The organism is Planctomycetota bacterium, assembly GCA_016872555.1.
Lineage (GTDB): Bacteria > Planctomycetota > Planctomycetia > Pirellulales > UBA1268 > F1-20-MAGs016.
The window spans coordinates 1-3,372 of sequence record VGZO01000116.1 but is presented as its reverse complement, the minus strand read 5'-3'; the positions used below and the strand labels follow the sequence as shown (position 1 = coordinate 3,372).

The 3,372-nt window shown below is 70.8% G+C and carries 3 protein-coding genes; all 3 read right to left on the bottom strand.

Annotated features, from left to right (window positions below; all coding sequences use genetic code 11):
* Window positions 1-143: 143 nt before the first annotated feature.
* A complete protein-coding gene (locus tag FJ309_17255) occupies window positions 144-1,433 on the bottom strand; it encodes a hypothetical protein (GenBank protein ID MBM3956322.1) in 1,290 nt (429 codons plus the stop codon).
* Window positions 1,434-1,482: 49 nt separating this feature from the next.
* On the bottom strand, window positions 1,483-2,730 hold the full coding sequence (locus tag FJ309_17250; GenBank protein MBM3956321.1) for an MFS transporter: 1,248 nt from the start codon (window positions 2,728-2,730) through the stop codon (window positions 1,483-1,485).
* 1 nt (window position 2,731) lies between these two features.
* Window positions 2,732-3,372: creatininase family protein (locus FJ309_17245; protein MBM3956320.1), on the bottom strand; the 641-nt coding region annotated here is incomplete at its 5' end.

Here is a 3,372-nt window from a genome sequence, read left to right as displayed (position 1 = left end):
CGTTCGCTGACAAAAAACCGCTCGAAGTCCCGCTCAAACCACATGGATGGCTACTTTACGCTGGCAACGGAAAACAGCCAAACGGCGGACAACCGCTTCCTCTGTCTGACTGCGAAACGAGCCTCGGGGCACGCCGCCGTCCCTCACGGCTGCCAGTACGTCGATTCGGGGTTCGCGCGATACGCGATCCGCATCTGCGGCGTCTCGATCCGCCGGCCGGCGCTGGTGAGCGATTCCACCCCCGCCACCACCATCCCCGACGTGAGCAGCGTCCGCTCGATCGGATAGGGCGCCTTGCCCGTCACGATCATCTCCTCGATGTGCCGCACCAGCGGCGTGAAGAAGTCGGCCGTCGATGCCCCCCAGGTCGGCATCGGCAGCACCATCTGGCAGGAGATCGTCTCCCCCGTGTCGGCTCGGCGGCCGGCGTAGTTGAAGTCGCGGATCGGCGCCATCAGGACCGTCGTCCGGAAGCCGTCGGCGTGTTCGACTGAGTAGCCGGTCGAATCGCGGCACGCCTCGCGCGCCCAGGCGAAGCTCACCGGCGCCGTCGGATAGCCCCCCTCGACCGGCAGATTGTGGCTCCGCGCCAGCGCCGCCACGACCAGCTCGCGCGTCACCTGCCGCTCGGGGGCGGCAAGCGCCTCCCAGAGCTTCTCGCGGCGCAGCGCCTGCACCGCCACGATCCCGGCCTCCCCTCCCTTCCTCCGCTCCGACATGCACTGCGCGGTTTCCAGCGCGTGGAAGTCGTAGCTGTCGGGGCCACCGTAGGCGACGCACACGCTCTCCACTAGCGCCGTATCGAGCGGCAGGTCGATCGCCGGCTCGCGGAGCGTGACCGGCAGCGACGACCCGGCGTGGAGCGGGAAGCCGAGGCGCCGGGCGTCGTCCACCATCTCCCGGCACTCCGGCCACGTGGTCGAGAGGTGCTTGTCCATGAACACCGGCACCGCCCGCCCCGCCGCCTCGAACGCCCGGACGCACTCCTTGAACCAGCGGTAGCGCGGGTAGCGTGTCTGCCCCGTGGCGGTCCGCGGATACTCGCCGTGCTCGGCGATGATCACCACGCCGTCGACCGCCAGCTTCCCGGTGCCCAGCGTGAGCGCCTGCTCGACGCTCGGCGCGAGCGTGAGGCCGTATTTCTCGGCCCGCGAGCGCGCGAGATCCTTCCGCGGCCAGTCGGGAAATTGGTCGACGTACAGGCCCGCGATCTCGACGCGCGGCTCGTGCCAGGCGCCGCGCCAGGCGTGGCCGATCGCGAGCCGGTCGAGGAAATGCTGCGAGTGGGAATGCTCGTGGACGACCGTGCCGAGAAACGCGATCCGGGGGCGCCGCTCGGCACCCCGCGCCGCGGCAGGCAGCCCGACGAGCGCGGCGGCGCCGCCGGCGAGGATGTGGCGCCGCGAGGGTCTGACGGAGCGGATGGACGTCATCGGAACACCTCCAAGGAGCGATGAGACGCACCGGCTCAGGCGCCGTGCGTCAGGGATCGTGGGGGAAGCGCCGGCGTTCTTCCGGCCAGAGCACGGCCCAGGCGGCGAGTGCCACGAGTGTCACGGCGCCGGCCGCGGCCAGGCCGACGGAGAACGATCCGGTCTGGTCGGCAAGCCGTCCGAACGGCTTCTGGAACCAGGCCGAGGCGACCCAGGCGACGAAGCTCGCCACGCCGGTGACGAGCCCCTGGTGGCGGCGCGAGATGTCCTGCGTGAACGAGTAGTAGATCGGAAACATCCCCAGTGCACCGGCCCCGGCGACGAGGACGACGGCCAGCAGCAACGGCCCGGCCGCGAGCCACGGCATCGCCACCAGCCCCACGCAGGGGATGCAGCACGCCGCGAACGTGGCGACGCGCGACCGCTTCACGCTCCACCCGGCTCCCGCCAGCCGCCAGGCGAGGTACCCGGCGGCGATACAGCCGACGTCGGAGATCGCGAACCAGCCGGCGGTGAACCAGAGTGTGAACTCCTCGCCGTAGCCATGCTCCTGCTGGAGGATCTTCGGCACCCAGGCGCGGAGGATCTGCCAGACGGTGTTGATGATCGTCACGACGACGAGAACGGCGACGATCTTTCGCACCAGGCCGTCGCGCTCGTCGCCGGCGACGTCACCGGGAGCGGCGGCCCGGAGGTGGAAATCGCTCTCGTGCGTGATCGCCAGCCAGGCCACGATCCACGCCGTGCCGACGAGGCCGACGATCTGGAACGCGAGCCGCCACGAGTGCCCGAGGCGCACGATCAGCAGCCACATCACCAGCGGCGTGAGGATCGAGCCGACCGACGTGCCGCTCTGGAGGATCCCGTTGCCGAGCGTCCGGCCGCGCGACGAGAGCAGCGCCTGCGTCGTCTTCAGGGCACAGGGCCAGTGGGCCGCCTCGAAGAAGCCGAGCAGGCCGCGGCCGGCGAGGAGCGACTGGAAGTCGTCGGCATAGCCGGTGAGGAAGCCGACGAGCGACCAGGCGGCGAGCGCCCCGGGATAGAGCCAGCGCACGCTCGTGCGGTCGGCGAGGACGCCGAACAGGAGCGAGCCGGCGGCGAAGCCGTAGCCGAACCACTCCTCGAGCCGGCCATAGTGCTCGTTGGAGAGGGAAAACTCGTTCGTCACGCGGACCGCGACGTTGGCCAGCGTCTGCCGGTCCATGTAGTTGATCGCCGACGCCGCCAGCAGCAGCAGCGCGATCGCCGCCACGCGGCGGTCGAGCGGCGCTGCCGGGTTCGCGCCGCCGGGGAGCATCTCAGCCCTCCCACGAGCGGCCGTCCCAGCGGACGACGCGCTCGAGCCAGGCACCGAGGTCGGCGGAGAACATCGCCAGCAGCAGCTCCCCCTTCTCCGCCGTCGCCAGCGCCGGGGATCCGATGTGGCCGGGCGCGGTGCGCTCTTTCGTGATCCAGGCGCGGAACCCGGGGAGGAATGGGTTGCCGAACGGCACCTCGGCCAGTCCGGTGTGGGGCCTGACGAGGTCGGGGCGGAGTCGGAGGACCATCGACGTCTCCCACTCGCAGGCATGCCCCATCTCGCGCTGGTGGAACGCCGCGTCGTGCTCCCAGGGGCGCGTGCCGAGCCCCCAGTAGGTCGTGAACGCCAGCAGCAGGTCGGCGCGCGTCCGGTGGCGCTGGCGAACCTCGAACAACGCCTGCTTGGCGGGCACGTCGTTGCCACCGTGGCCGTTGACGACGACGATCCGCCGGAAGCCGTGGGCGAGCCAGTTTTCCACCAGGTCGCCGACGAGGTCGAGCCACGTCCGCGGCGCCGCCGAGAGCGTGCCGGGGAAGTCGAGATGGTGGTGCGAGTTGCCGAGCCACTGCAGCGGGCAGACGAGGATCCTGTCGGCAAGGGCCGCTTCCGTGCGGCGGACGATCTCGCCGAGCAACAGGC

Excerpts from the sequence above, each read along its gene's own strand:
- FJ309_17255 (MBM3956322.1), bottom strand. The coding sequence starts at position 1,433 with ATGACGTCCATCCGCTCCGTCAGACCCTCGCGGCGCCACATCCTCGCC.
- FJ309_17250 (MBM3956321.1), bottom strand. The coding sequence starts at position 2,730 with ATGCTCCCCGGCGGCGCGAACCCGGCAGCGCCGCTCGACCGCCGCGTG.